The organism is Rhodococcus sp. SBT000017, assembly GCF_003688915.1.
Classification (GTDB): domain Bacteria; phylum Actinomycetota; class Actinomycetes; order Mycobacteriales; family Mycobacteriaceae; genus Rhodococcoides.
In genome coordinates this window covers 1,663,252-1,687,046 of record NZ_REFU01000001.1, presented here as the reverse complement: position 1 = coordinate 1,687,046, position 23,795 = coordinate 1,663,252, and the positions used below count along the sequence as shown (strand labels likewise).

Below are 23,795 nucleotides of genomic sequence, written 5' to 3'. Positions count from 1 at the left end.
TCAGCCGGTGATCGTTGCCGGCGTTCCGTCGAGGGCTTCGTCCAGTGCCGGGGCCAGCTTGTCGATCACGTACGGCAGGCTGAGCACGCTGGTGAAGTAGATCGCGCCCGCCGTCACGCCGTCGGTGAACACGAGGTTGCCGTCCTCGACCGGCTCGAGGGCGTCGTACACCGCTTCCTTCTCCAATTCCGCGCGGTCGCCCGGGCCTTCGGTTCCCCAGATCAGCACGTCGGCGGCGTTGAGGACCGACAGGTTCTCGAGCGGGATGCTTGCCTGGCCGCCGCCGTCCGCCGGAACGTAGGCGTCGATGTCGTCGGGAACGACGAAGCCCAGCTTGGTCATGAAGTCCGTGCTCAACCCGTCCTGGTAGGCGATCGCCTTGCCCTCGTAGAACGCGTTCTGGAGAAAGATCGCCTTCTTGTCGGCGAATTCGGGGTGCGCGGCTGCGGCGTCGGCGAACTTCTGGTTCACGCCGTCGATCAGGGCGTCGACCTCGGTCTTTTTGCCGAGCGCACGTCCGATCTTCTCGGCCTGGACGTCCCAGGGCTCGAAATAGGCGGTGGAGGCGTCCGATTGGGCGAGTGTGGGAGCGATGTCGCTGAGCCTGTCGTAGGTGTCCTCGGTGAGGCCTGCGTTGGTGGCGATGATCAGATCGGGCTCGAGTGCGGCGATCTTCTCTTCCTCGAAGCCGTCGCCGGTGGCCGAGAGAACTTCGGGCTGCGCGTCGCCCAACGCGGCCTGCGCCCAGGGCCAGGTGGCGTAGGGCTGGTCGCCGTACCACTCCGTGACGCCGACAGGTACGACGCCGAGTGCGAGGACCGTGTCCTGCTCGGTGTATCCGGCCACCACGATACGAGTGGGTTCTTCTGGCACGACGGTCTCGCCGAATGCATGCTCGATCGTGACCGGGAAGACCGCCGAATCGGAGGACGTGCCGGCCATCGACGACGCCTCGTCGGCGGAGTTCGAGCATGCAGTCAGCAGCCCCGCGGTGGTCAGCGCAATCGCGCACACCGTCCAGGTTCGGTGAAGTGGTCGGATGTGCATCGAGACGCCTTTCGGAAGGGTTGGCCAACAGCGGGAAGGGTAGCCCACCCTAATTTCGATGCGCAGTCGAGTCTGTCTGCCGACGCGACGTGAATTGCCTGGCTTCAACCTTCACCGAACCTCCACATTTCCCGACGGGCTCCTCCATGTGCGCCCTCTAGGGTCAGTTCTCATGAGCCGCACAGTTCTCGTCGTCGACGACGAGCCCACGATCTCCGAGGCCGTTGCCGCTCGGCTGCGCGGCGAGGGGTACGAGGTCGTCACTGCCGCCGACGGCCCGTCTGCCGTCGACGCGTGCGCCCGGATCGATCCCGACGTGGTGGTGCTCGATCTGATGCTGCCCGGGTTCGACGGACTCGAAGTGTGTCGTCGTATCCAGGCGTCCCGCCCGGTGCCGGTGTTGATGTTGACGGCCAAGTCGGACGAGACGGACATGCTCGTCGGCCTGGGCGTCGGTGCGGACGACTACCTGGGTAAGCCGTTCAGTATGCGCGAGTTGGTCGCTCGCGTGCACGCCCTGGTTCGGCGTGCCGAGCGTACGGTGACCGCCGAACCCCAGGCAGTTCGAGTCGGTGACGTGCAGATCGATCACCGCGAACGGCGGGTGACCAATCCCTCCGGTGACATCCATTTGACCAGAACCGAATTCGACATTCTCGCCTACTTGGCTGCTCGGCCGCGCACGGCGGTCTCGCGCGAAACGCTGCTGTCGGAACTGTGGGGCTGGGACGATTCGGCCAGCAGTAGGACGGTCGATTCTCACGTGAAAGCGTTGCGTCGCAAACTCGGTGGCGATCTCATCCGCACCGTGCACGGCGTGGGCTATGCCGTGGAGTCGCCGCGATGACGCGAATGCTGCCGCGCCCGTTGGATCCGTTGCGGTCGTTCAAGCTCAAGGTCTCGCTCGTCGTGGGCATCGTGCTGGTGCTCGCGAGCGTCGTGTTCTGGATCGGAGCGGGTTGGCAGTTTCGCTACACCCTCCTCGCAGCGCTCGTCGTGTCCTTGGCCGCAACACAATTCGTCGCCCACGGGATGACGTCACCGCTGCGCGAGATGACCTCGGCCGCCAAAGCGATGGCGCGAGGCGACTATTCGACGCGAGTGCGGGCAACGTCCAGGGATGAGGTGGGCGAGCTCGCCACGGCGTTCAACACCATGGCAAGTGATCTGGAAGCCGCCGAGAAGTACCGCCGCGAACTCATCGGCAACGTCTCGCACGAGCTGAAGACGCCCATCGCCGCCCTGCGTGCCGTGCTCGAGAACATGGTCGACGGGGTGACCGACGCGGATCCCGCGGCGCTGTCGGTGGCGCTGCGCCAAACCGAGAGGCTCGGAGATCTGGTCAGCGAACTGCTCGACCTGTCGCGGGTGGAGGGCGGTGTGCTCACCATTGCCCCGGAGGAGTTCGCGGTGCGGCAATTCCTCGAGGATGCGACGTCCGTTCACCGAGAACGAGTGTCGATAGTCGTCTCGCCGGATGATTCGTCCGTCGTGGCCGACCGATCTCGCATGACACAGGTGATCACCAACCTCGTCGACAACGCCGTGCGGCATTCGCCCCAGTCGAGCACCGTGACGCTGCGGGCCCATCGAATCGGCGGAGCGTATGCGTTCGACGTCGTCGACCAGGGCCCAGGCATCGCGCTCGCCGATCGCCATGCGGTGTTCGACCGATTCACTCGCGGCGGATCCACCGACGGCGGAACAGGTCTGGGCCTCGGCATCGCCCGCTGGGCTACCGAACTGCACGGCGGAACCATCGAAGTCCTCGACAGCGAAGTCGGCTGCCACATCAGAGTGGCCATCCCCGAGCACTGACTTTCTCGATCCATCCGAACCGCGACTGCACGTCCCCGGACCGCAGCCGCCGACCTTCCATGCCCGAAACACAGAAGAAGGAAGCGCCATGACCACGATCGACACTCCGATTCATCCGACAGCGAAGCACGGTCACTCTTTTTGGGGGCCTCGCACCTGGCCGGTGTTGCGGTATGCGCAGGCCCCCCGTGTGGCGCTGATCGGGTCCGCTGTTGCCGGGCTGATCGGGGCAGTGACGTTGGTGGACAACACGTTCGGTGTGCTGATCACCGCCCTGGCCTTCGTGGCGGTGGTGCTCGCAGCGCGCCGCGGCAGGCTCTCGGGGTGGGAATGGGCAGGGGTGGCAGGAGTGCTGGCATTGGCGAGCGTGTCTGCGCTGCGAGCGGCCGAGTGGATCGTGACGATGTCGACTACGCTCGCCGTCGTGGTCGCAGTGGTGGTGCTCTCCCGCGCCTGGACGTGGACGGGAATCGCGCTCGGCGGTCTACTACCGGTGTTTCTGCCGGTGCGCGTGGCTCGGTGGACCGGGCGCGGAGCCGGTTCGATCGATCTGGAAGGGCCACGGCCGGTCCGGATCGGCATGGTCTCCATTGTCACGATCGCGCTCCTCGTCGTGTTCGCAGCGTTGTTCGGTGCGGCCGACAAGCGTTTCTCGGATGCGCTGGGCGCGGTGACACCCGAGTTCGATGCCGCGTCCGTCGTCGGTCGCATTCTCGTCTTCGTGCTCACCGCAGCAGGTGCGCTCGCCGTGGCCTACGTCGCGCTGCATCCGCCTCGGTTCGATCGCCTCGCACCGTCGCCGCGTCGAACAGTGCAGTTGTGGGAGTGGATGGTTCCCCTCGGGGCGGTGGTGGCCCTGTTCGTCGTGTTCGTCGGGTTCCAGGTGCCGACGCTGTTCGGAGGGCAGGGGCACGTCCTCACCACCGAGGGGCTGACCAACGCCGAATACGCCCGGCAGGGCTTCTGGCAATTGCTCGCGGTCACGGTACTGACACTGCTCGTCATCGCGGTCACGGTCGCGAAGGCCCGCCGCGACGATCGGCGTGAACGAATTGCATTGCGCACGTTGCTCGGAGCGCTGTGCCTGCTGTCGCTGGTGATCGTTGCGTCGGCCCTGCATCGAATGTCGTTGTACGAGCAGCAGTACGGCTACACGACGCTGAGGTTGTTCGTCACGGGTGTCGAGTGGTGGCTGGCATCGGTGTTCGTACTGGTTCTGGTGTCGGGCGTGCGGATGTCGGGGCGCTGGCTTCCGCGAGCGGTAGGTGTCGGTGCAGTTCTGACCGTGCTCGCGCTGGCGGCTCTGAATCCGGATGCGTACATCGCACGGCACAACGTCGATCGCTTCGAGCAGACCGGACGAATCGATACGTCCTACGTGGGTGGCTTGTCGGCCGACGCGGACGCGGAGCTCGAGCGACTGCCCGACTACGTGCGTCCCTGTGTGCAAGCTCGCGGTCCGGTGTTCGTCGGCGATACCTGGCACCTGTGCACGGACCCTTCGGTATCTGTACCCTGAGCAACAACTCAGGTTCAGTGGCACACCAGGGAGGTGCGGAATGAGATACCAGAGCATGGTCGTCACTTCGCTGCTCCTCGTGTCGCTGTACCTGACGATGCCGACCGCAACCGCAGACGTGGCTCTGATCCTCGTCGCGGCGCTGGCAACTCTGATGGTGCTCGCGCACCGAGTCGATGTTCCGGCACTGCTGCGCCTACTGCCGAATGTCGGCCCCACCGCAGAGGAACGCCACCTTCGAGGTGCGTTCCGGCGTCAACATCGCCCGGATGCTCCCGGCCGCCCGCAACCACGCGCACCCGGTGCATTGGTGGGGGCACTCTAGCTCGAAAGTTCCCCCACGCCTTCGCGACCCGTTGTCCGCGAGGTTTGCCGGGAGAACAATCATGCTCGTCATCAACGACGCCACCAGGCGTTTCGGTTCGCTGACCGTCTTCAGCGACATCTCGTTCGTCGTACCGGAGGGATCGGTGTGTGCGCTCGTAGGTGCAAACGGTGCCGGAAAGACGACCCTGCTCCGATGCGTCGTCGGAGCAGACGATCTCGATTCCGGCACCATCACACTTTTCGGGAATGCTGTCGACGAAGCCGCGCCCGATTTCCGTGGGCGCGTGGCATCGGTCCTGGACGATCCGGGGACGTTCCCGCATCTGTCGGTGAGTGAACATCTGCAACTCGTTGCTGCGGCCCACGGAGTCGCCGACCCTGCGAGTGCAGCAGAGCGGGTGATCGAGGGACTGGGGCTCGGCCACGTCGTCGATCAGCTACCAGTCACGCTGTCCAGCGGTCAGAAGCGAAGGCTGGCATTGGGTTCGGCGTTCGTGCGACCGCGAGACGTACTGGTGCTCGACGAACCCGAGCAGCGGTTGGACGCCGAAGGCAAGCGCTGGTTGGCTCAGGCCATCGTGCGCGAGAAGCAGGCCGGCTGCATTGTCCTGATGGCATCTCACGACCCGGATCTCGTCGAGCAGGTAGCCGACACGAGCGTGGACGGTGACCGATGGCGACAGTGATGACGGCCGTTCCCTCGGCACGCGTAGTCCGTAGCCGGATTCGCGGCTGGACACGCGCGAGGAGGCCGATCGACATCGGCGCTGTCCTCGCGGTGTGGGGACTACCGGTGTTCGTAGCGACGGGACTGCTGTGGCACCTTCTCGGGCGCTTCGAGCCCAACCGAGCCGAGTCTGGGAACCCGCTTGCGGGGCTGCTGCTGGAGGTCGACTCACTGTTCGCGTCCGGCCTCGCAATCGCAGCATGCGGCCTGGTCATGGCTGCGGTGCGGGCGGTGGGGCCGGTTGTGGTGGATTCTGCCGAACAGTTCTGGATTCACTCGACCCCGCTCGATCGGTCGGGTGTGCTCGCTCCGCGATACTGGGCTTCGACAGCATGTGGCGGTGCCCTGGGTGTGCTGATCGCGCGAGTGGCAACACTGTTCGGTACGACTGCCCACAGTTGGTGGTGGTTCGCCGGCATGGGAGCAGCGATAGGTGCGAGCGTTGTCGGATCGGCAGTACTGGCGCAGACATCGCGGTTCTGGGAGGGGTGGTACCGGACATTCTCGCTCGGGCTCGTGTGCATCGGCGTCGTCCTCTGTTCGGTGTCCGCCGTCCACGCGCCGGTACTGCCCGCACCCTCCATCGGGTGGCCGTCGGCCGTGGCTCTCGTCTTCGGTGTTGCGATCGTGTGGGTCGGTCGATCCCGCGTGCATCGATTGAATCGGTCTGCGCTGGAACGCGGTTCGGGGTTGGTGACCTCTCTGTCGGTGGCGATCGCGACAATGGATACATCGTTCGTTTCTTCCCGAATGGACTCGCGCACTTGGCGTCGTGTGGGACTGGTTCGGTCTCGGTCGTTTTCGGGTTCGCGTCGGCGAATGTTCGTGGACGCCGATGCTCGACGCGTACTTCGCGACCGGCGCGCGGTGCGCACTCTGGTCTCGGTCGTCATCGCGGTCTACCTGTGCGCGGCGGTATTCGCGCTGCCCCTGCGTCCGGTTGCGCTGTTGCTCGCATGTTGCGTCGTAGGCACCGTATGCGGTCACGGGCTACGAGATATCTACTCGTCCAGTGCGTTTCGTGCAGCTCTCGGAGGATCCGATCGCAGTCTGCGGGCAGCGCATCTTGTGGTGCCTGCAGTCGGAATCCTCGTTGTATTCGGTGCCTGCCTACCGGTCGTGTTCGGTGCGTCGCTGTGGGCATTGCTGCCGACCCCGTTCGTAGCGCTCGCTGCTCTGTATCGATCGGCGTCGCGTCCGCCGCTCGAATACGGAGGGCTGATACTGGAGACGCCGATGGGGCAGGTGCCGGTTGACATGCTTCGGCAATTGTTTCGCGGTTCACTTGTCGTATTCGCGTGTGCGGTGGTGCAGATAGCAGTGGGTATCGGATGAGCCGGTCGAGTACCCATCGCTCCGTGGCCACTGCGCTCGGCGTCGTCGCCGTCCTGCTCGTCGTCTTCGCCGTCGTCGACGCCCAACCCGCCGCACAGATAGCGATGTTCGGTGCGCTGGTCGCGGCGTCCCTGGTCGTCCTCGGTGCGCCGTCCGACCTCGCCGTGATCGCACCGCTGTCGTCGTGCGCTGCCGGCGCGGACGGGCGGCGACTTCGGGGATCATTCCGCAGGCAACAGCAACCCGATGCGCCAGGTCGCCCCATGCCCAGAGCGCCCGGCCCGGTCTGTGGACCGGACCGGTGGCTCGAGTTCTCCTGAGCCACTGCGAGATCCGGTCGAGACGCCAACCGACCGCTTTCTCTCACAGTGAGGTGCTCCACCATGCTCGATTTCGTCTACTATCCCGTCTCCGCGGTGCTGTGGTTCTGGCACAGAGTCTTCGGGTCCGTGCTCGGCCCCGACAGCGGCTTCGCCTGGGCGTTGGCAGTGATTTTCCTGGTCTTCACACTGCGTGCGCTGCTGATCAAGCCGTTCGTCAGCCAGATTCGTTCGCAGCTCGCCATGAAAAGGCTCCAACCACAGATCAAGGCCATACAGAAGAAGTACTCCGGGGACCGTGCTCGGCAGGCAACCGAGATGCGGAAGTTGCAGCAGGAACACGGTTTCAACCCCCTGATGGGGTGCCTGCCACTGCTGGCGCAGGGCCCGGTTTTCATCGGTCTGCTGCACGTGCTGCGCTCGTTCAACCGAACCGGAACCGGATTCGGTCATCTCGGTATGACGGCGCAGGAGAACGCGAACACCGCGAATTACGTCTTCAGCGCCGCCGATGTGCAGTCCTTCCTCGACGCACGGCTCTTCGGTGCGCCGATCTCGGCTGCCGTCAACAGCTCTCGGGAGGTGCTCGAGGCCTTCGGTCCGTTCGGGGGAGTGCCGTCGGTGTGGAGCATCGCTTTCGTTGCAGTCCCCTTGATGATCGTCGCTGCGGTTGCCACGCATCTGAACTCGCGGGCGTCCGTCGCCCGGCAGGACGCAGCGGCGCTCGCCAACCCACAGACCGCGATCATGAACAAGCTCGTGCTCTGGGTGTTCCCGGCTGGCGTGCTCGTCGGTGGGCCGGTACTTCCGGTCGCGGTGTTGCTGTACTGGGTGAGCAACAACATCTGGACCTACACCCAGCAGCACCTCGTCTACCGACGCATCGACCGAGAACCGAGTGTCGAGCCAGAGGCGACACCGGCGGTCACCGCGCCGAAACCCGGGGCCAAGCCGAGGCGTCGGTAGCCGGCCTGCAGGAACGACCTCGATGAGCGGGAGTGGAGCCTGCAGGAACGACCTTGATGAGCGGGAGTGGAGCCTGCAGGAACGACCTTGATGAGCGGGAGTGGAGCCTGCAGGAACGACCTTGATGAGCGGGAGTGGAGCCTGCAGGAACGACCTTGATGAGCGGGAGTGGAGCCTGCAGGAATGACCTCGGTGTGCGGCCCAGCTGCCGTCTGTCGGTGGGCTCGGCTACCGTCGTCGGCGTGCCGATCACTGTTTCCACTGTCAACGTCAACGGAATTCGCGCAGCTGTTCGCAAGGGCATGCTGGCGTGGCTCGAGGCCACCGATGCCGACGTCATCTGCCTGCAGGAAACCCGCGCCAACGACGGGGAACTGACCAAGGCGCTGGCCCCGGCCCTCGATGGGGGCTGGCACCTGGCCTCGGCCGAGCCGTCCGCGAAAGGACGCAACGGGGTGGCCTTGCTGTCGAAGGCGGCTCCCGATGCGATTCGCACCGGCATCGGGGCCGTCGAGTTCGCCGATTCAGGTCGCTACATCGAAGGTGACTTCGGCGACGTCACCGTCGCCAGCCTGTATCTGCCGTCGGGCGAGGTGGGTACCGAGCGTCAGGACGAGAAGGAACGCTTCATGGCGGCGTTCGCGAAGTATCTGGCCAAGACGGCCAAGGCCGCGAAGTCCGACGATCGCGACGTGGTGGTGTGCGGAGATTGGAACATCGCCCACACCGAGGCCGATCTCAAGGCATGGAAGACCAACCGCAAGAACTCCGGCTTCCTGCCCGAGGAACGCGAGTGGGTGACGCGGTTGCTCGCCGACAAGGCCCCCTGGACCGACGTCGTACGGGCGCTGTACCCGGGCGTCGAAGGTCCGTACAGCTGGTGGTCCTATCGCGGCAAGGCCTTCGACAACGACGCCGGCTGGCGGATCGACTATCAGTTGGCCACCAGTGATCTGGCCGAGCGCGCCAAGGAAGCGATCACCGAGCGGGCCGAGGCGTACGACCAGCGATGGTCCGATCACGCTCCGGTGACAGTGCGTTACCGCTAGAGCGGAGGCCTGCGCAGTGACCCGTGGTGCTGTAGCGGAGCCTGCACAGTGACCATCTCGGCAGGCAGGAAGTGAGCGTCGACGGGGTCGTGAAAAGATTGCGGCATGTCTTCTTCCGACTCCATCGACACTCCGCAGGGTCCGCCTCGGCGGGTGCTCTCCGGCATCCAACCGACTGCCGATTCTTTCCATCTCGGTAACTACCTGGGTGCGGTGCGGAACTGGGTGGAGTTGCAGGACGAGTTCGACGCGTTCTACTTCATCCCGGACCTGCATGCCATCACCGTTCCTCAGGATCCCAAGGAGCTTCGGCGCCGCACCCGAGTGGCCGCAGCGCAGTTGCTTGCGGTGGGAATCGATCCGGAGAAGTCGACGCTGTTCGTGCAGAGTCAGGTGCCCGAGCATGCGCAGTTGGCGTGGGTTCTGAACTGCATCACCGGATTCGGCGAAGCTGCGCGGATGACGCAGTTCAAGGACAAGTCCGCCAAGCAGGGTCGCGATCACACCAGCGTCGGACTGTTCACCTACCCGATTCTGCAGGCCGCCGATATCCTGCTCTATCGGCCGAATCTGGTGCCCGTGGGCGAGGATCAGCGCCAACACCTGGAGTTGACTCGCGATCTGGCGCAGCGTTTCAACACCCGGTTCAAGAAGACGTTCGTCGTGCCCGATGCGCACATCATCAAGGGCACCGCGAAGATCTTCGATCTGCAGGATCCCACCGCGAAGATGAGCAAGTCCTCGTCGAATCCGGCGGGCATCGTCAACATCCTCGACGATCCGAAGGTGTCGGCGAAGAAGATTCGTTCGGCAGTGACGGACAACGAGCGCGACATCCTGTTCGATCCGGAGAACAAGGCGGGCGTCAGCAACCTGCTGGTGATTCAGTCTGCGCTCTCGGGCGCGAGTATCGACGACCTCGTCGCTGGGTATGCGGGCAAGGGATACGGCGACCTCAAGTCCGACACCGCCGACGTTCTGACCGAGTTCGTCGTTCCGCTACGGGAGCGGATGGACGGGTTCATGGCCGACGTGGCCGAACTCGATCGCATCCTCGCGGCCGGTGCGGATCGAGCCAGGGAAGTGGCGAGCCGAACGCTCGCTCAGGTCTACGACAGGGTGGGTTTCCTGCCGCCGGGTGCATAGCATCTACGGCACACTGAGTTTCGTCGTGCTGCGTTTCGGCAAGGAGTACTTCGAGGCGCAGCACCGCGGCGACACGATCCGACAGCAGGCGACGACAGCGAAAAGGTGAGTGCCATGCCCGATTTCAAGGCGATCCTCGACGACCGGCGTAACCGGTGGCCCTGGCTCGATCACACTGTTGTTGCTGCGCAGCGCTATCAGGGTCAGAAGGGCGACTACTACGCGGCAGGCATGACGTACTTCAGTGTGCTGGCCTTGTTCCCGCTGCTGATGGTCGCGTTCGCGATCGCCGGGTTCGTGCTGGTGAATCAGCCCGAGTGGCTTGCCGAGATCCAGTCGCAGATTGCCGAGAACGTGCCGGGCAGCTTCGGTGAGACGATCAACTCGCTGATCCAGACGGCCATCGAGTCTCGGACGAGCGTCGGCATCATCGGTCTGCTCGGTGCCTTGTATGCAGGTCTCGGTTGGATCGCCAACCTGCGGGAGGCACTGACCGCCATGTGGGAGAGCCAGCACGAGCAGGGGGGCTTTCTGGCCACCAAGGCCAAGGATTTCGCCGCGCTGCTCGGGCTGGGGACCGCGCTGGTGCTGTCGTTGGCGTTGTCGGCGCTCGCCGGTGGTGACCTGATGCGCAGCATTCTCGAGTGGGCCAATCTCGATTCAGTCCCAGGAGTGGGCATCGCCCTGCGCGTCTTCTCGATTCTGCTCGCGCTGGCGGGCACCTGGGCGTTGTTCACCTGGGTGATCTCGCGTCTGCCGCGCGAGCCGGTCTCGTGGCGCAGCGCAGCCAAAGGCGCTCTGCTCGCTGCCGTCGGTTTCGAGATCTTCAAGCAGCTCGGTGCCATCTATCTGGGATCGGTGACGAGCGGCCCGGCAGGCGTGGTCTTCGGACCCATCATCGGTCTGCTGGTATTCGTCTTCACGACGTCACGGCTGGTGCTGTTCTCCACATCGTTTGCCGCGACGACTCGCGAGAGCTTGGCCGAAGCTCATGTACCGGCCCCGGAGCCGGCGGTGATCAACACGAGGGTCGAGGTCAGCGAAGGACCGGGCGTGACGGGGGGTCTGGCGCTGGTGGGTGCCGGTGCCCTCGCCGCTCTCGGCCTCGCGGGACTGCGCAACAGACGTCGCTAGATTGCTCGCAATCGCTGTATCGGAGGACCCGGTTCAGCGGTTGCGCGAAAGCCGTCGAGCTCCCCACAACAATCCGATCACCACGATCGAACCGATGACTCCTATCGCTATGCGAACGACGGTGTCGCCTTGGGCCTGCATCTCGGACTGGCGGGAGCTCGACCCGGACGCCGATGCGGGCGGCTGGGCGAGAGTCGGAGTGGCCTCGGGCGCGCGCGTACTCGTCACCGCGGCCGTCGACTGCGGCTCCACGAGTTCGCCCACGCCGCGACTGGAGTCGAGCGCGAACCCGTAGTCCAACAGGCGTGCCGCTTGCTCCCACGGCCGGATCGGCAGCACGTCGCCCTTCATGATCGTCACGACCAGACGCCTGCCGCCCCGTTCTGCTCCTGCGACGAATGTCTGGCGAGCATCGTCGGTGTACCCGGTCTTGCCTCCGAGAGCTCCCTCGTAGTTGTAGAGCAGCTGATTGTCGTTGGAGAGGGTGAACCCGGGCCGGTCTTGGTCCTCCGGGATCGTGGGGTCCTTCGGATAGCCGGGAAACTGAACGGTCTCGGTCGAAATCAGTTGCGCAAAGGTCGGATTGCGCATGGCCGCGCGGTAGATCAACGCCAGGTCGTAGGCAGAGCTCGCCATCCCCGGGCCGTCGAGACCGGACGGTGTGGCGGTGCGAGTGTCGAGCGCACCCAGTTCTGCGGCCTTGGCATTCATCTTGTCCACGGTGGCCGCGTCCCCACCCAACTGCCTGGACAACGCATGCGCTGCATCGTTTCCCGATGCCATCACCAGGCCCTGCATCAATTGGAGATTGGTGTAGACACCGTTCTCTCCGATGCCGACGGCACTGCCCTCGGCATCGGCGTCCTCTGCGGTCGCGGTGATCTGGGAATTCAAGTTCAACTCGTCGAGGGCGACGATCGCAAGTAGCACCTTGATCGTGCTCGCCGGCCGATGCCTCCCGTGCGGATCCTTGGCGGCCAGGACGGAGCCGGAGTCCATGTCGGCCACCACGAACCCGGTGGCCGAGATATCGGCAGGCAACGGGGGAGCCCCGTCCGGCAGCACCGCTCCACACTCGGCGAGCCGATCCCCGCCGACGGTTTCGGCGGGAATCGGGAGTGGTTGCGGTGCAGTGCTTCCAGGGGCCGGTACCTCGGACAGGTCGATCGCCGGGGGAGGTGACGCGGCGAACGGGCAGCTGTCGGTGTCGGGCGTCGTGAACGGCGGTGTCGTCGTCGCGGCTGGTGGCTCGGCGGCGGGTTGCGCCAGAGCCGGTCCACAGCCGATGCCGACGAGAACCATCGACACTGCCGACGCTGCCACGCACACTCGAATCCTTTTCATCGCGAATCACCATAGGCGCTCGCGGGTCGGTCGACGTGGCGACCCACCGGCGAGCAATGCCCGAACGACCGCTCTGGTTCTCGTCCCGACATCGTCACCGGCACCGGCCGAATGTCGACCCACGCGCCCGTCGCCAGTATGAGAACTCGCTCATGGTGTGCTCCTTCGGTTCTCACGTTCGACAGCGATCGTTGAGTCATCACCGAAACGGTGGCCCGCAGGACTCGGATCGAAGGAGCAGACATGAGAATGCCAGGAAAGTTCATGATCGTCGGTGCAGCAGCCGTTGTCGTCACCCTCGGAAGCGTCGGCGCACTCGCGATCGCCGACGACGACCCCACCCAGCAGCGGCCGTCCTCGATCTCGGTGGAACAGCCTCTGTCGGAGTCAGATTCGGTTCCGAACCCGCCTGCAGCTCCCCAGCAGCCCGCACCGACCCAGATCCCGGACGACCGCTACGACGACGATTGGGACGACCGCTACGACGACTGGGACGACCGAAACGACGATCTGAACGGTCGAGACGACGACTGGGACGACCTGGACGACGACGACAACGATGACCTGGACGACGACAACGACTGGGACGACTGAGACTCGAGCAGTGGCGTCGGCAACCGGCCGACGCCGCTCATGTCTCGGACAGTCGGTATCCCATTCCGCGAACGGTCTCGATTCGTGCGGCACCGAATTTCGCCCGAAGGTAGCGGACGTAGACATCGACGACATTGGAGCCCGGGTCGAAGTCGTAGCCCCACACCTGCGACAGGAGTTGCTCTCGCGAGAGGACCTGACCGGGGTGGCGCATGAAGGTCTCGGCCAGGGCGAACTCACGGGCCGACAGGTCGACGGTGCGGTCTCCCACCACAGCTCGTCGGGTACGCAGGTCGAGGGTGAGGTCGGCGACCGCGAGCTGGTTGGTGTCGACGGTTCGTTTGGTGCCCAGTCGAACTCGGATGCGCGCCAGCAGTTCCTCGAATCGGAACGGCTTGGCCATGTAGTCGTCGGCACCGGTTTCGAGACCGGACACCACGTCCTGGACGCTGTCGCGTGCGGTCAACACGATCACCGGTATCTCGCACTGCTCTCCGCGCAGTCGCTGCAGTACCTCGAAGCCGTCCATGATCGGCAGACCGATGTCGAGTACCACCAGATCGAAGTCACCGCTGCGGGCATGTTCGTATGCGGATCTGCCGTCGGAGACGGTCGTCGTGCTGAAACCGCTCGCTCTGAGCCCCTTGTGAACGAACGAGGCGATGCGGGGTTCGTCTTCGGCGATCAGGATGCGGGCCATCGTCGATCCTTCTGCGGGGGAGGGGAATCGGTCAGTGGAATCGTGATGGTGAAGGTGGCCCCGTGCCCCGGGGCGCTGCCGACACTCACCCGCCCACGGTGGGCCTGTGCGATGGCGGTGACGATGGACAATCCGAGCCCCGCGCCCTCGGTGCGTCGGGTTCCGTTGCGACCGCGGGCGAAGCGCTCGAAGATTCGTTCCTGCTCGTCGCGCTCGATTCCCGGACCCGAGTCGGTGACCCAGAACCGGATGTCGCCGTCGGACAGTTGCGATCCGATGCCGACGCGACTGCCGGGCATCGTGTGGTGAGTTGCGTTGTCCGCCAACGCCAACAGTGCCTGGGTCAGTCGTTGCGCGTCGAGCGGCGCATGGACGGTTGCGCTCGCCTCCAGTACCCATTCCCGGTCGGCGAGGGTGGTCACCTTGTCGAACACGCTTCGAGTGAGCGCGTCGACATCGGTGTCCACCGGCGTGACGAAGCTCGTCTGGTCGGCCCGGGTGAGCAGCAACAGATCGGCGACGAGTCGGTTCATCCGATCCAGTTCGTCGTCGACGAGCGCGACGGTGTCTCGAACGTCGGCGGGGTCGCCGTGGTCGAGAACATCGAGGTGACCTCGGACGATGGTGATGGGAGTGCGGAGCTCGTGGCCGGCGTCGTCGAGGAATCGGCGCTGACTCGCCGCGCCGGACTCGATTCGGTCGAGCATCGAGTTCAGTGTGTCGATCAGGTCTCCGATGTCGTCGCCTCGACCGGTCGTTCTGGCGTCGGTGATTCGGCCGGACAGGTCGGTTTCGGTGATCGTTCTGGCGGTGGCTGTGATGTGTCTGATCGGCGACATGATGCGTCCCGCGACGAACCACGCCCCTACTGCCGCCAGCACCGAGGTGACGCTGCCGACGACGAGCATCAGGGTCGCGGTCTCGTCGGCCGAGGCGCGTTCCTGATCGGCGAAGTACGCGGCGACCACGACGCCCGGCACCGGGTCGCCTGCCAGCGAGACCGGCACCGCGAGATACACCACTTCGCCTGCCGCGCTCGAATACGAACCTTCGACCGGTGCGGTGACGGAGCCGACCTCGGCGGTGAAGCCGGTGTCGTCGGACAGTCGTACCGGCGCCTGCTGCCTGCTCTGTACGGCGAACGCGCCGTCCACGTAACCCAGGAACTTCTCGTTGGGGCGGGCGAGGTTGTAGGTGATCACCACGCGGAGGACGTCGTCGATGTCGTCGAACGGTGCGCCGGTTCCCGGATCGACGCCTGCGTCGGTGAGAGTGGTGAACTCGGCGATCTCGGTGCGCAGCGATTCGCGCATGCGATTGTCGGTCGCGCGGATCATGAGCAGCCAGGTGGTGACGGTGACGGCCGCGAGAGATGCCAGCACCAGCAGCAGCACCCACGAGAAGATGCGGCTCCGAGCGCTCGTCGGGCGCAGGGCGAGCAGTCGCGTCCGCATCACGTGGTCGGTCTCGCAGCAGGGTCAGTCGTCGTCGTCGTCATCGTCATCCCAGTCGTCGTCGAAGTCATCGTCCCAGTCGGCAGGCGGCAGCGGCGGCGGGGGCACGAATCCGTCCGGTGCCACCGGCTGTGGCGCGGTGGTGGGCGCGGGATCGCCCGGTCCCGGTGGAGGGGGAACGGGCCCCGGAGTACCCGGGGCGGATTGCACGGGTGCGGCGGGTGCGACGATGGGTGCGGGCAACGGGGTCTGCTCGCCCGTCGACCGAGTCGTCAGCAATGCCGCGACGAGCACGGCGAGCGTGAGCAGTCCCAGGGCCGAGACGATGATGGTTCGCACACAGACGACTCTGACGACGGTGGATTGTGGCTACGTGAATCGGAGATGAGAGTCCTCTCATGTCCGAGGTCCGGTGCTGCGCATACCGGTTGCGTCGCGTGACGAATAATCGTCGAAGATGCGTGACGGGTACCAATCGTTTCTTACAGTGATCAGGTCGGCGGGTCGGATTCGACGGTTGTTCGAGGGGCCGGATTTTCGAGAGGCCGAATTTTCGAGAGGAAGTGCAATGAGGTTTCGGCAACAGCGCGGGCCGATCGCGGTCGGCGCGGTCTGTGCGGTCGCGGCACTGACTGTCGCTGCCTGTTCGAGTACCGGTGGTGCTCCTCGATCGTCCGACGACGGAAGCAACGCGGGTGTCGCCGACACGCCGTCGGCGACGATCGCGATGATCACGCACGAGGTTCCCGGCGACACCTTCTGGGATCTGGTTCGCAAGGGTGCCGAGGCCGCTGCGGCCAAGGACAACATCGAACTGCGCTACTCCGCAGATCCCGAAGCGCCCAACCAGGCCAACCTCGTCCAGAGTGCGATCGACTCGAAGGTCGACGGTATCGCGGTCACGCTGGCCAAACCCGACGCGATGGCACCCTCCGTCGAGGCTGCGACCGCCGCGGGCATCCCGGTCGTCGCGTTCAATTCCGGTTACGACTCCTGGAAGGACATGGGAGTCCAGCAGTACTTCGGCCAGGACGAGACCATCGCCGGACAGGCTGCCGGGGCTCGGCTCACCGAGGACGGTGCACGCAAGACCCTGTGCATCATCCAGGAGCAGGGTGCCGTGGCACTCGAGGCTCGCTGTGCCGGCGTGACGGAGGGCTTCGGAGGCACCACCGAGATCCTCAACGTCAACAGCAAGGACATGCCGTCCGTCGAGTCGACCATCACCGCCAAGCTGCAGCAGGACCCGAGCATCGACCATGTCATCGCGCTCGCTGCTCCGATCGCCTTGACGGCGGTGCAGTCCAAGAACAATGCGGGCAGCGACGCCACGATCGTCACGTTCGACACCAACGCCGCACTCGTCGACGCGATCGAGTCGGGTGACGTGGCGTGGGCCATCGATCAGCAGCCCTACCTGCAGGGCTACCTGGCCATCGACTCGCTGTGGCTCTACCTCAACAACGGCAACACGATCGGTGGCGGCACCCCGGTGCTGACCGGGCCCGCGTTCATCGATTCGACCAACATCGACGCGGTCGCCGAGTACGCCCGTAACGGCACACGCTGAATGCGTCGCCTCGGCGCGGAAGGAAGATCATGTCCCCACAGGCCGATCCGGCTCTGTCCGAACACACCGTGATGGCAGATGAGCGGGTCAAGAAGCGGAAACCGTTGCAGCGGTTGCTGATTCGGCCGGAGGTCGGGGCGCTGTTCGGCGCGGTCGCCATATTCGTCTTCTTCTGCATCGTGGCACCGCCGTTTCGATCGCCCGAAGCCCTCGCCACCGTGCTGTACGCATCCTCGACCATCGGCATCATGGCGATCGGTGTTTCCCTTTTGATGATCGGCGGAGAATTCGACCTCTCCACCGGGGTTGCGGTGACGTTCTCCTCGATCATGGCCTCCATGCTGGCCTACAACCTGCACCTGAACGTCTGGACCGGCTCGGTGCTGGCGCTGGTGCTGGCACTGGCGGTCGGGTTTCTCAACGGATACCTGGTGATGACGACCAGGATTCCGTCGTTCCTGATCACGTTGGCGTCGTTCCTCATGCTCACCGGCATCAATCTCGCCGTCACCAAGCTCGTCACCGGCCAGGTGGCCACCCCGTCCATCTCGGACATGGAGGGGTTCGATTCGGCCAAGGCAGTGTTCTCGTCCTCGTTCTCGCTGCTGGGGGTCTCGGTCCGCATCACCGTCGTGTGGTGGATCGTGTTCACCCTCGCCGCGACCTGGGTGCTGATGAAGACCCGGATCGGCAACTGGATCTTCGCTGTCGGCGGCAACCAGGAATCGGCGCGTGCGGTCGGGGTGCCGGTCACTCGGGTCAAGATCGGCTTGTTCATGTTCGTCGGCTTCTGCGCCTGGTTCGTCGGCATGCACCTGCTGTTCGCGTTCGACACCGTGCAGTCCGGCCAAGGCGTGGGCAACGAATTCCTCTATATCATCGCCGCGGTCATCGGCGGATGCCTGCTCACCGGTGGATACGGCACGGCTGTCGGTGCCTTCATCGGAGCGTTCATCTTCGGCATGACCAACCAGGGCATCGTCTACGCAGGCTGGAACCCGGACTGGTTCAAGTTCTTCCTCGGTGCGATGCTGCTGTTCGCAGTGATCGCGAACAGCTCCTTCCGCAACTACGCGGCGAAAAGGTGACCATGACGTCCTCCGCGAACACGCCCCTCATCGAACTGAAAAGCGTGGGCAAGAGCTACGGCAACATCATCGCGCTGCACGGGATAGACCTCCGTGTCGGTGCCGGTGAGGTCACCTGCGTTCTCGGTGACAACGGCGCAGGCAAGTCCACTCTGATCAAGATCATGTCCGGGTTGCATCGGCAGTCGGAGGGGGAATTGCTCGTCGACGGCACGGCGACCACGTTCGGCTCGCCGAAGCAGGCGGTCGATCAGGGTATCTCCACGGTCTACCAGGACCTCGCGGTCGTCTCCCTGATGCCGGTGTGGCGCAACTTCTTCCTCGGTCAGGAGCTGCGCAAGGGCAAGATCTTCAAGACCCTCGACACCCAAGCGATGCGCGCGAGAACCATCGACGAACTCCGCAAGATGGGGATCGATCTACCGGATGTCGATGCCCCCATCGGCTCACTGTCCGGTGGCCAACGTCAGTGCGTGGCCATTGCGCGCGCCATCTACTTCGGTGCCCGAGTTCTCATCCTCGACGAGCCGACCGCCGCTCTCGGCGTCAAACAGTCCGGCATGGTTCTCCGGTACATCTCGGCGGCCCGGGAGAAAGGCTTCGGAGTCGTGTTCATCACCCACAATCCGCATCATGCGTACATGGTCGGAGATCACTTCGTCCTCCTCGATCGTGGACGTCAGACACTGGACTGTGCGCACGACGACATCTCGCTCGACGACCTCACCAAGGAAATGGCGGGCGGCGACGAACTGGCGACCCTCTCCGACGAACTGCGCCGCTGACATCTCGGGGCCGCGGTGCATGCGTGAGAATTGGGCGCGGCGGGTAGAGGATCGAAAGAGGTGCTCGACGGAGGCACCAGACGAAGGAGCCGAACATGAGCGAGCACGAGCCCCTCGGACCACTGTCGCCGGACTTTCTCGAATCCGATTTCTACGGGTATCAGAGCATGCTCGACGATTCCGAGACCGAAGTGGTCCTGCGCACCCGTCGATTCCTGCAGGACGAGGTCGCGCCGCGGGCGAACGAATTCTGGGAGAAGGCCGCCTCTCCGGTGCACCTGATGCCGAAGATCGCACAGCTCGAGATCGCCGGTCTGGGTTATGGTTTCGACGACCGAAAGGCCTCACGCAAGCTGCTCACCGGCTGGCTCGAAATGGAGTTCGCGCGAGTCGATCCGTCCACGGGAACGATGTTCAGCGTGCACAGTTCGTTGGCGATGAGCAGTATCTCGATTCTCGGGTCCGAGCAGCAGCGCGAGCGGTGGTTGCCTGCGATGCGCCGAATGGAGAAGATCGGCGCGTTCGGACTGTCCGAACCGCACGGTGGCTCCGACGTCGCAGGCGGACTCGAGACCACAGCTCGACTCGACGGAGATCACTGGATCCTCAACGGCAGTAAGCGCTGGATCGGCAACGCCACGTTCGCAGATCTGACCATCGTGTTCGCCAAGGACGAGGCCGACGGCGAGGTCAAGGGCTTCGTCGTCGAGCAGGGATTCGAGGGGTTCCGGGCGGAGAAGATCGAGGGCAAGTACTCGCTCCGCGCGGTCGAGAACGCGGACATCCATCTGGAGAACTGCCGAGTCCCGGTCGAGAACAAGCTGGCCGACGCCAACTCGTTCGCCGATACAGCGAAGGTGCTCCGTCTGACCCGCGGAGGCGTGGCGTTCCAGGCCGTGGGCGTGATGATGGGCGCGTACGAGCGGGCCGTGGCCTATGCGCGCGAACGCGAACAGTTCGGGTCTCCGATCGCGTCGTTCCAGCTGATCTCCGACCTGATCGCCCGCATGACGGCGAACATCACCGCCTCGCTCGGCATGGCGATTCGTGTTTCTCAGCTGCAGGACAACGGCGTCCACCACGACGAGCATGCAGCGCTGGCCAAGACGTTCTGTACGACGCGGCTGCGCGAGGTGGTCGGCTGGGCCCGAGAGATCCTGGGCGGCAACGGAATTCTCATCGAGCACGACGTCATCAGATTCTTCGCCGACGCCGAGGCCCTGTACTCCTACGAGGGCACCGCGCAGATCAACAACCTGATCGTCGGCCGCGGAGTGACGGGCTTCGGCGCGTTCGTCTGACCGAGAACGAAAAGCGCCCCTTCGCGTGTGCGAAGGGGCGCTGTACGTGGGGCAGGAGAAGCTGTCAGCGTGCGAACAGCAACGCGCGCTTGACTTCCTGAATCGCCTTGGTCACCTGGATGCCGCGAGGGCATGCGTCGGTGCAGTTGAAGGTGGTGCGGCAACGCCACACACCCTCGACATCGTTGAGGATGTCCAGACGCTCGGTTGCACCCTCGTCACGGCTGTCGAAGATGAACCGGTGCGCGTTGACGATGGCGGCCGGACCGAAGTAGCTGCCGTCGCTCCAGAACACGGGGCACGAGGTGGTGCAGCACGCGCACAGGATGCACTTGGTGGTGTCGTCGAACCGGGCGCGGTCCGCTGCGGACTGGATCCGCTCGCGGGTCGGCTCGTTGCCCGTCGTCATCAGGAACGGCTTCACGGCGCGGAACGCGTCGAAGAAGGGTTCCATGTCGACGATGAGGTCCTTCTCCACCGGCAGACCCTTGATGGGCTCGATGGTGATGTTCAGCGTCTTCGACGAGTCCTTGGGGAGCATGTCGCGCATGAGCACCTTGCAGGCGAGACGGTTGACACCGTTGATCCGCATCGCGTCGCTGCCGCAGACACCGTGTGCACACGAGCGACGGAACGTCAGGGTGCCGTCCAGGTAGCCCTTCACGTACAGCAGCAGGTTGAGCAGACGGTCGGTGGCCAGGGTGGGGACCTGGAAGGTGTCCCAGCGCTGACCGTCACCGTTCTCGGGATTGAAGCGCGCGATCTTGAGGTTGACCATCACCGCGCCCTCGGGGACGGGCGGCAGGTCGGACTCGTTGGACTTCTTGTCCAGTGTGGGTGCGCTCATATCAGTACTTCCGCTCCATCGGCTCGTAGCGGGTTTGGATTACCGGCTTGTAATCCAAGCGGATCTCGGTGAGCAGACCTTCGCCCTCTTTGTAGGCCATGGTGTGCTTCATGTACTCGGCGTCGTTGCGCTCGGGGTAGTCCTCGCGAGCGTGTCCGCCGCGCGATTCCTTCCGGTTGAGTGCACCGACGACCGTGACCTCCGCCATTTCGAGCAGGAAGCCGAGTTCGATGGCCTCGAGCAGGTCGCTGTTGTAGCGCTTGCCCTTGTCCTCGACGGTGATCTTGTTGTACCGCTCCTTGAGGGCGCGGACATCCTTGAGTGCCGTCTCGAGACGTTCCTCGGTACGGAACACCGATGCGTTGTTGTCCATCGACTGCTGCATCTCGGTACGGATGTCGGCTGCGCGCTCGTGGCCGTGGTCCGACAGGATCAACTCGAGCCAGTCCTGCACCATCTTCGCCGGCTCCTCGGGGAGCGGGGTGAAGTCGACCGAGTTCGCGTACTCGGCCGCGGCGATGCCGGCACGACGTCCGAAGACGTTGATGTCGAGCAACGAGTTGGTGCCGAGACGGTTGGCTCCGTGCACGGAGACGCAGGCGCATTCGCCGGCCGCGTAGAGGCCGGGGACGATGTCCTCGTTGTTGCGCAGAACCTCGCCGCGGATCTTGGTGGGGATGCCGCCCATGACGTAGTGGCACGTCGGGTAGACGGGCACCGGCTCCTTGACGGGGTCGACACCGAGGTACGTGCGCGAGAACTCCATGATGTCCGGGAGCTTCTCGTCCAGAACTTCCTCGGGAATGTGCGTGACGTCGATGTAGACGTAGTCCTTGTTCGGGCCGCCGCCGCGTCCTTCGAGCACCTCGAGCACCATCGACCGCGCGACGATGTCGCGGGGCGCGAGGTCCTTGATGGTCGGTGCGTAGCGCTCCATGAAGCGTTCGCCCGACTCGTTCCGCAGGATGCCGCCCTCGCCTCGCACTGCCTCGGAGATGAGAATGCCCAGGCCTGCGAGACCTGTCGGGTGGAACTGGTGGAACTCCATGTCCTCCAAGGGAAGACCCTTGCGGAACACGATGCTCATGCCGTCACCGGTGAGGGTGTGGGCGTTGGAGGTGGTCTTGTAGATCCGGCCCGAGCCTCCGGTGGCGAAGATGATCGACTTCGCGTGGAAGATGTGCAGCTCACCGGTGGAGAGCTCGTAGGCGATGATTCCGGTCGCGACGGGACCGTCGTCGGTCTCGGTCAGACACAGATCCAGTGCGTAGAACTCGTTGTAGAACTCGACGTCGTGCTTGACGCAGTTCTGGTAGAGCGTCTGCAGGATCATGTGGCCGGTGCGGTCGGCTGCGTAGCACGCACGACGCACCGGAGCCTTGCCGTGATCGCGGGTGTGGCCACCGAAGCGCCGCTGATCGATCTTGCCCTCGGGTGTCCGGTTGAACGGAAGACCCATCTTCTCGAGATCGAGAACGGCGTCGATGGCTTCCTTGGCCATGATCTCCACCGCGTCCTGGTCGGCGAGGTAGTCGCCGCCCTTGACGGTGTCGAACGTGTGCCACTCCCAGTTGTCTTCCTCGACGTTGGCCAGGGCGGCGCACATGCCGCCCTGAGCTGCGCCGGTGTGCGAGCGCGTGGGGTAGAGCTTGGTCAGTACGGCTGTGCGAGCACGGGGTCCGGCCTCGATCGCAGCACGCATACCGGCACCGCCTGCGCCGACGATCAGTACGTCGTAACGATGTTCCTGCATGTAAGCGTCAGTGTCCTTAGCTCGCCGTGATGTTGGGATCGAACGTGAAGATGACGTAGGTGCCGACGCCCATGATGAGGATCATCGACAGCACCAGCAGCGTGGTCAGCCAGAAACGCGTCGAATCCTTGCGGGAGTAGTCCGCGATGATCGTGCGCAGGCCGTTGCCGCCGTGCAGCTGCGCCAGCCACAGCATCGTCAGGTCCCAGAACTGCCAGAACGGGCTGGCCCAACGACCGGCGACGAATGCGAAGTTGATGCGATGCACACCGTCGTCGAGCATCAACATGATGAACATGTGGCCCAGGACGAGCACGACGAGTGCCAGGCCGGAGAAGCGCATGAACAGCCATGCATAGAGCTCGAAGTTGCCCTTGCTCTGGCGCCGCGGCGAACGCGGGTTGGCCAGGCTGGCCGGACGGTCGTAGTTCGTGCCGAGGACCTTCGCCTCGGGACCCTGCGTCGACATCAGTGACCACCCGCCGTGAACATGTTGTAGAAGATTCGTCCCGCGCCGGGGATCATGACGACGAGCCAGACGACTGCGATGACCCACAGCATCGGCTTCTGGTACTGCGGTCCCTTCGACCAGAAGTCGATCAGCATCACGCGGATGCCGTTCAACGCGTGGTACAGCACGGCCGCGACGAGGCCGATCTCCATCAGACCGACGAGCGGGGTCTTGTAGGTCTCGATGATGGCGTCGTACGTCTCGGGGTTGACCCGAACCATCGCCGTGTCGAGAACGTGGACGAACAGGAAGAAGAAAACCAAGACGCCTGTGATTCGGTGAAGGACCCAGGACCACATGCCCGGATCCCCGCGGTACAGCGACCGCTTGCGCTCCTTGACCGGAGCGGCTTCTGTCGTGCTACTCATCGAGTGCAATGCCTCCAACGTCGTTGGTGGACGCATCGAGCCCGGTGGCCGGTCTTGTCGTGGCTCGATTTGTCGCGATTCGGCCCTAGTGC

Annotated in this window: 24 protein-coding genes and 1 pseudogene; 16 read left to right on the top strand and 9 right to left on the bottom strand. The window is 64.6% G+C overall.

Features of this window, described 5'->3' with window-relative positions:
• Complete coding sequence (locus AYK61_RS07650) at positions 1–1,047, bottom strand: ABC transporter substrate-binding protein (protein ID WP_121870375.1); 1,047 nt, start codon at positions 1,045–1,047, stop codon at positions 1–3.
• Positions 1,048–1,219: 172 nt separating this feature from the next.
• Between AYK61_RS07650 and AYK61_RS07645 the strand changes: the two genes are divergently transcribed.
• The 11 genes and pseudogenes from AYK61_RS07645 to yhjD all read left to right on the top strand — a co-directional run bounded on the left by AYK61_RS07645 (position 1,220) and on the right by yhjD (position 11,388).
• Complete coding sequence (locus AYK61_RS07645; protein ID WP_121870374.1) at positions 1,220–1,894, top strand: response regulator transcription factor; 675 nt, start codon at positions 1,220–1,222, stop codon at positions 1,892–1,894.
• Positions 1,891–2,865, top strand: coding sequence for a HAMP domain-containing sensor histidine kinase (locus AYK61_RS07640; protein WP_121870373.1), 975 nt, complete (start codon positions 1,891–1,893; stop codon positions 2,863–2,865). The genes AYK61_RS07645 and AYK61_RS07640 overlap by 4 nt, the downstream gene beginning before the upstream one ends.
• A gap of 88 nt (positions 2,866–2,953) precedes the next feature.
• On the top strand, positions 2,954–4,384 hold the full coding sequence (locus AYK61_RS07635) for a DUF4153 domain-containing protein (protein WP_121870372.1): 1,431 nt from the start codon (positions 2,954–2,956) through the stop codon (positions 4,382–4,384).
• A 40-nt stretch (positions 4,385–4,424) separates the two neighbouring features.
• Positions 4,425–4,709, top strand: a complete 285-nt coding sequence (locus tag AYK61_RS07630; RefSeq protein WP_121870371.1) for a DUF6412 domain-containing protein — start codon at positions 4,425–4,427, stop codon at positions 4,707–4,709.
• A gap of 61 nt (positions 4,710–4,770) precedes the next feature.
• Positions 4,771–5,397 carry an ABC transporter ATP-binding protein gene (locus AYK61_RS07625; protein WP_121870370.1) on the top strand — a complete coding sequence of 209 codons (627 nt, stop codon included), beginning with the start codon at positions 4,771–4,773 and terminating at the stop codon, positions 5,395–5,397.
• Positions 5,385–6,773 (top strand): DUF6297 family protein, encoded by a 1,389-nt coding sequence (locus AYK61_RS07620; RefSeq protein ID WP_121870369.1) that lies wholly within the window; start codon positions 5,385–5,387, stop codon positions 6,771–6,773. Before AYK61_RS07625 ends, AYK61_RS07620 begins: the two co-directional genes overlap by 13 nt.
• Positions 6,774–6,796: 23 nt before the next feature.
• Entirely contained in the window at positions 6,797–7,093 is a 297-nt protein-coding gene (locus AYK61_RS27740; RefSeq protein WP_121870368.1) for a DUF6412 domain-containing protein, read from the top strand.
• A 63-nt stretch (positions 7,094–7,156) separates the two neighbouring features.
• A pseudogene (gene yidC, locus AYK61_RS07610) lies at positions 7,157–8,047 on the top strand (membrane protein insertase YidC); the annotation flags it as partial.
• A gap of 314 nt (positions 8,048–8,361) precedes the next feature.
• Positions 8,362–9,108, top strand: a complete 747-nt coding sequence (locus AYK61_RS07605) for an exodeoxyribonuclease III (protein ID WP_397485448.1) — start codon at positions 8,362–8,364, stop codon at positions 9,106–9,108.
• Between the two features lie 105 nt (positions 9,109–9,213).
• On the top strand, positions 9,214–10,254 hold the full coding sequence (gene trpS / locus AYK61_RS07600) for a tryptophan--tRNA ligase (RefSeq protein WP_121870366.1): 1,041 nt from the start codon (positions 9,214–9,216) through the stop codon (positions 10,252–10,254).
• A gap of 114 nt (positions 10,255–10,368) precedes the next feature.
• Positions 10,369–11,388, top strand: a complete 1,020-nt coding sequence (gene yhjD / locus AYK61_RS07595) for an inner membrane protein YhjD (RefSeq protein ID WP_183130201.1) — start codon at positions 10,369–10,371, stop codon at positions 11,386–11,388.
• Between the two features lie 33 nt (positions 11,389–11,421).
• Here yhjD and AYK61_RS07590 read toward each other — a convergent pair whose 3' ends face one another.
• Positions 11,422–12,732 carry a D-alanyl-D-alanine carboxypeptidase family protein gene (locus tag AYK61_RS07590; protein WP_121870364.1) on the bottom strand — a complete coding sequence of 437 codons (1,311 nt, stop codon included), beginning with the start codon at positions 12,730–12,732 and terminating at the stop codon, positions 11,422–11,424.
• 243 nt (positions 12,733–12,975) lie between these two features.
• On the opposite strand from AYK61_RS07590, the gene AYK61_RS07580 reads away from it, so the two are divergent.
• Positions 12,976–13,326 (top strand): hypothetical protein, encoded by a 351-nt coding sequence (locus AYK61_RS07580; protein ID WP_121870362.1) that lies wholly within the window; start codon positions 12,976–12,978, stop codon positions 13,324–13,326.
• A 37-nt stretch (positions 13,327–13,363) separates the two neighbouring features.
• Here AYK61_RS07580 and AYK61_RS07575 read toward each other — a convergent pair whose 3' ends face one another.
• Genes AYK61_RS07575 through AYK61_RS07565 form a run of 3 tightly spaced genes read right to left on the bottom strand, consistent with a single transcriptional unit; the run spans position 13,364 to position 15,819 of the window.
• Positions 13,364–14,026 carry a response regulator transcription factor gene (locus AYK61_RS07575; protein WP_121870361.1) on the bottom strand — a complete coding sequence of 221 codons (663 nt, stop codon included), beginning with the start codon at positions 14,024–14,026 and terminating at the stop codon, positions 13,364–13,366.
• Positions 14,011–15,480, bottom strand: a complete 1,470-nt coding sequence (locus AYK61_RS07570; protein ID WP_121872549.1) for a cell wall metabolism sensor histidine kinase WalK — start codon at positions 15,478–15,480, stop codon at positions 14,011–14,013. The genes AYK61_RS07575 and AYK61_RS07570 overlap by 16 nt, the downstream gene beginning before the upstream one ends.
• A 24-nt stretch (positions 15,481–15,504) precedes the next feature.
• On the bottom strand, positions 15,505–15,819 hold the full coding sequence (locus AYK61_RS07565) for a hypothetical protein (protein ID WP_121870360.1): 315 nt from the start codon (positions 15,817–15,819) through the stop codon (positions 15,505–15,507).
• A gap of 229 nt (positions 15,820–16,048) precedes the next feature.
• On the opposite strand from AYK61_RS07565, the gene AYK61_RS07560 reads away from it, so the two are divergent.
• The 4 genes from AYK61_RS07560 to AYK61_RS07545 all read left to right on the top strand — a co-directional run bounded on the left by AYK61_RS07560 (position 16,049) and on the right by AYK61_RS07545 (position 20,224).
• A complete protein-coding gene (locus tag AYK61_RS07560; protein WP_183130200.1) occupies positions 16,049–17,050 on the top strand; it encodes a sugar ABC transporter substrate-binding protein in 1,002 nt (333 codons plus the stop codon).
• Between the two features lie 29 nt (positions 17,051–17,079).
• The gene (locus tag AYK61_RS07555) at positions 17,080–18,138 is read left to right on the top strand and encodes an ABC transporter permease (RefSeq protein WP_121870359.1); all 1,059 of its coding nucleotides are present in this window, start codon (positions 17,080–17,082) and stop codon (positions 18,136–18,138) included.
• A gap of 2 nt (positions 18,139–18,140) precedes the next feature.
• Positions 18,141–18,923 (top strand): ATP-binding cassette domain-containing protein, encoded by a 783-nt coding sequence (locus AYK61_RS07550; protein ID WP_121872547.1) that lies wholly within the window; start codon positions 18,141–18,143, stop codon positions 18,921–18,923.
• Positions 18,924–19,018: 95 nt separating this feature from the next.
• A complete protein-coding gene (locus AYK61_RS07545) occupies positions 19,019–20,224 on the top strand; it encodes an acyl-CoA dehydrogenase family protein (protein ID WP_121870358.1) in 1,206 nt (401 codons plus the stop codon).
• A 64-nt stretch (positions 20,225–20,288) separates the two neighbouring features.
• Here the strand turns inward: AYK61_RS07545 and AYK61_RS07540 are convergent, their stop codons facing one another.
• The 4 genes from AYK61_RS07540 to sdhC are packed head-to-tail and all read right to left on the bottom strand — an operon-like array spanning position 20,289 to position 23,703.
• On the bottom strand, positions 20,289–21,071 hold the full coding sequence (locus tag AYK61_RS07540) for a succinate dehydrogenase iron-sulfur subunit (RefSeq protein WP_037188150.1): 783 nt from the start codon (positions 21,069–21,071) through the stop codon (positions 20,289–20,291).
• A 1-nt stretch (position 21,072) separates the two neighbouring features.
• On the bottom strand, positions 21,073–22,824 hold the full coding sequence (sdhA, locus tag AYK61_RS07535) for a succinate dehydrogenase flavoprotein subunit (protein ID WP_032397463.1): 1,752 nt from the start codon (positions 22,822–22,824) through the stop codon (positions 21,073–21,075).
• Positions 22,825–22,840: 16 nt separating this feature from the next.
• Positions 22,841–23,293: a succinate dehydrogenase hydrophobic membrane anchor subunit gene (locus tag AYK61_RS07530; RefSeq protein ID WP_032397462.1), complete on the bottom strand. Its 453-nt coding sequence runs from the start codon at positions 23,291–23,293 to the stop codon at positions 22,841–22,843.
• Positions 23,293–23,703: a succinate dehydrogenase, cytochrome b556 subunit gene (gene sdhC, locus AYK61_RS07525; RefSeq protein ID WP_121870357.1), complete on the bottom strand. Its 411-nt coding sequence runs from the start codon at positions 23,701–23,703 to the stop codon at positions 23,293–23,295. The genes AYK61_RS07530 and sdhC overlap by 1 nt, the downstream gene beginning before the upstream one ends.
• Positions 23,704–23,795 lie beyond the last annotated feature (92 nt).

Bases quoted from the DNA above. Each gene is read 5' to 3' on its own strand.
- AYK61_RS07550 (WP_121872547.1), top strand. From the start codon at position 18,141: ATGACGTCCTCCGCGAACACGCCCCTCATCGAACTGAAAAGCGTGGGC.
- sdhA (WP_032397463.1), bottom strand. From the start codon at position 22,824: ATGCAGGAACATCGTTACGACGTACTGATCGTCGGCGCAGGCGGTGCC.
- AYK61_RS07605 (WP_397485448.1), top strand. From the start codon at position 8,362: ATGCTGGCGTGGCTCGAGGCCACCGATGCCGACGTCATCTGCCTGCAG.
- trpS (WP_121870366.1), top strand. From the start codon at position 9,214: ATGTCTTCTTCCGACTCCATCGACACTCCGCAGGGTCCGCCTCGGCGG.
- AYK61_RS07545 (WP_121870358.1), top strand. From the start codon at position 19,019: ATGAGCGAGCACGAGCCCCTCGGACCACTGTCGCCGGACTTTCTCGAA.
- AYK61_RS07620 (WP_121870369.1), top strand. From the start codon at position 5,385: ATGGCGACAGTGATGACGGCCGTTCCCTCGGCACGCGTAGTCCGTAGC.
- AYK61_RS07540 (WP_037188150.1), bottom strand. From the start codon at position 21,071: ATGAGCGCACCCACACTGGACAAGAAGTCCAACGAGTCCGACCTGCCG.
- AYK61_RS07570 (WP_121872549.1), bottom strand. From the start codon at position 15,480: ATGCGGACGCGACTGCTCGCCCTGCGCCCGACGAGCGCTCGGAGCCGC.
- AYK61_RS07580 (WP_121870362.1), top strand. From the start codon at position 12,976: ATGAGAATGCCAGGAAAGTTCATGATCGTCGGTGCAGCAGCCGTTGTC.
- AYK61_RS07635 (WP_121870372.1), top strand. From the start codon at position 2,954: ATGACCACGATCGACACTCCGATTCATCCGACAGCGAAGCACGGTCAC.
- AYK61_RS07590 (WP_121870364.1), bottom strand. From the start codon at position 12,732: ATGAAAAGGATTCGAGTGTGCGTGGCAGCGTCGGCAGTGTCGATGGTT.
- AYK61_RS07530 (WP_032397462.1), bottom strand. From the start codon at position 23,293: ATGTCGACGCAGGGTCCCGAGGCGAAGGTCCTCGGCACGAACTACGAC.
- AYK61_RS07650 (WP_121870375.1), bottom strand. From the start codon at position 1,047: ATGCACATCCGACCACTTCACCGAACCTGGACGGTGTGCGCGATTGCG.
- AYK61_RS07625 (WP_121870370.1), top strand. From the start codon at position 4,771: ATGCTCGTCATCAACGACGCCACCAGGCGTTTCGGTTCGCTGACCGTC.
- AYK61_RS07645 (WP_121870374.1), top strand. From the start codon at position 1,220: ATGAGCCGCACAGTTCTCGTCGTCGACGACGAGCCCACGATCTCCGAG.
- AYK61_RS07555 (WP_121870359.1), top strand. From the start codon at position 17,080: ATGTCCCCACAGGCCGATCCGGCTCTGTCCGAACACACCGTGATGGCA.
- yhjD (WP_183130201.1), top strand. From the start codon at position 10,369: ATGCCCGATTTCAAGGCGATCCTCGACGACCGGCGTAACCGGTGGCCC.
- sdhC (WP_121870357.1), bottom strand. From the start codon at position 23,703: ATGAGTAGCACGACAGAAGCCGCTCCGGTCAAGGAGCGCAAGCGGTCG.
- AYK61_RS07630 (WP_121870371.1), top strand. From the start codon at position 4,425: ATGAGATACCAGAGCATGGTCGTCACTTCGCTGCTCCTCGTGTCGCTG.
- AYK61_RS07640 (WP_121870373.1), top strand. From the start codon at position 1,891: ATGACGCGAATGCTGCCGCGCCCGTTGGATCCGTTGCGGTCGTTCAAG.
- AYK61_RS07575 (WP_121870361.1), bottom strand. From the start codon at position 14,026: ATGGCCCGCATCCTGATCGCCGAAGACGAACCCCGCATCGCCTCGTTC.
- AYK61_RS07560 (WP_183130200.1), top strand. From the start codon at position 16,049: ATGAGGTTTCGGCAACAGCGCGGGCCGATCGCGGTCGGCGCGGTCTGT.